This window comes from Paenilisteria rustica (genome assembly GCF_013820765.1).
GTDB lineage: Bacteria > Bacillota > Bacilli > Lactobacillales > Listeriaceae > Listeria_A > Listeria_A rustica.
This window is the reverse complement of sequence record NZ_JABJVM010000046.1, coordinates 1-557: the sequence shown is the minus strand read 5'-3', so window position 1 is coordinate 557 and position 557 is coordinate 1. Positions and strand designations below refer to the sequence as shown.

The following is a 557-nucleotide window of genomic DNA, read 5'->3' as shown; positions in this document are numbered from 1 at the left end:
CCCATTGAGTAAACAACAAACAGCTAAAAGAAAGTTGATTACGGCAACCAACCCAAGTTCCCCAATCGCGGAACAATTCAAGACACTTAGAGCAGGTATCCATTTTTCTTCGGTGGACCGAGAGTATCGATCAATTTTAGTGACGTCACCAGAACCAGAGAGCGGTAAATCAACAGTGTCAGCGAATCTTGCCATTTGTTACGCCAAACAGGGTAACAAAACACTGCTCATCGATGCGGATATGAGAAAACCGACCAGTCACCGGACATTTGGCATTCATTACAATATCGGCTTGTCTGACGTGTTAACAAATACCGGAGCAGACCTCCAAGATATACTCCACCAAACAGAAATCGATAATTTAACCATCTTAACGAGCGGGACGATGGTACCGAATCCGAATGAATTACTAGCTTCTAAAAAAATGGAACAGTTAATTAAACGATTTACAGAAGAATACGATCAAATTATTATTGATACCCCACCTATTTTAGCTTCATCAGATGCCCTTGTTTTAACCCCCTATGTAGAAGGCGCGATCGTCGTCCTTCGAAGTG

1 protein-coding gene is annotated in these 557 nt (G+C 42.2%); it reads left to right on the top strand.

From position 1 onward, the window contains the following. Nucleotides 1-4: 4 nt before the first annotated feature. The coding region (locus tag HPK16_RS16560) for a CpsD/CapB family tyrosine-protein kinase (protein WP_181677982.1) at nt 5-557 on the top strand (553 nt) is incomplete at its 3' end.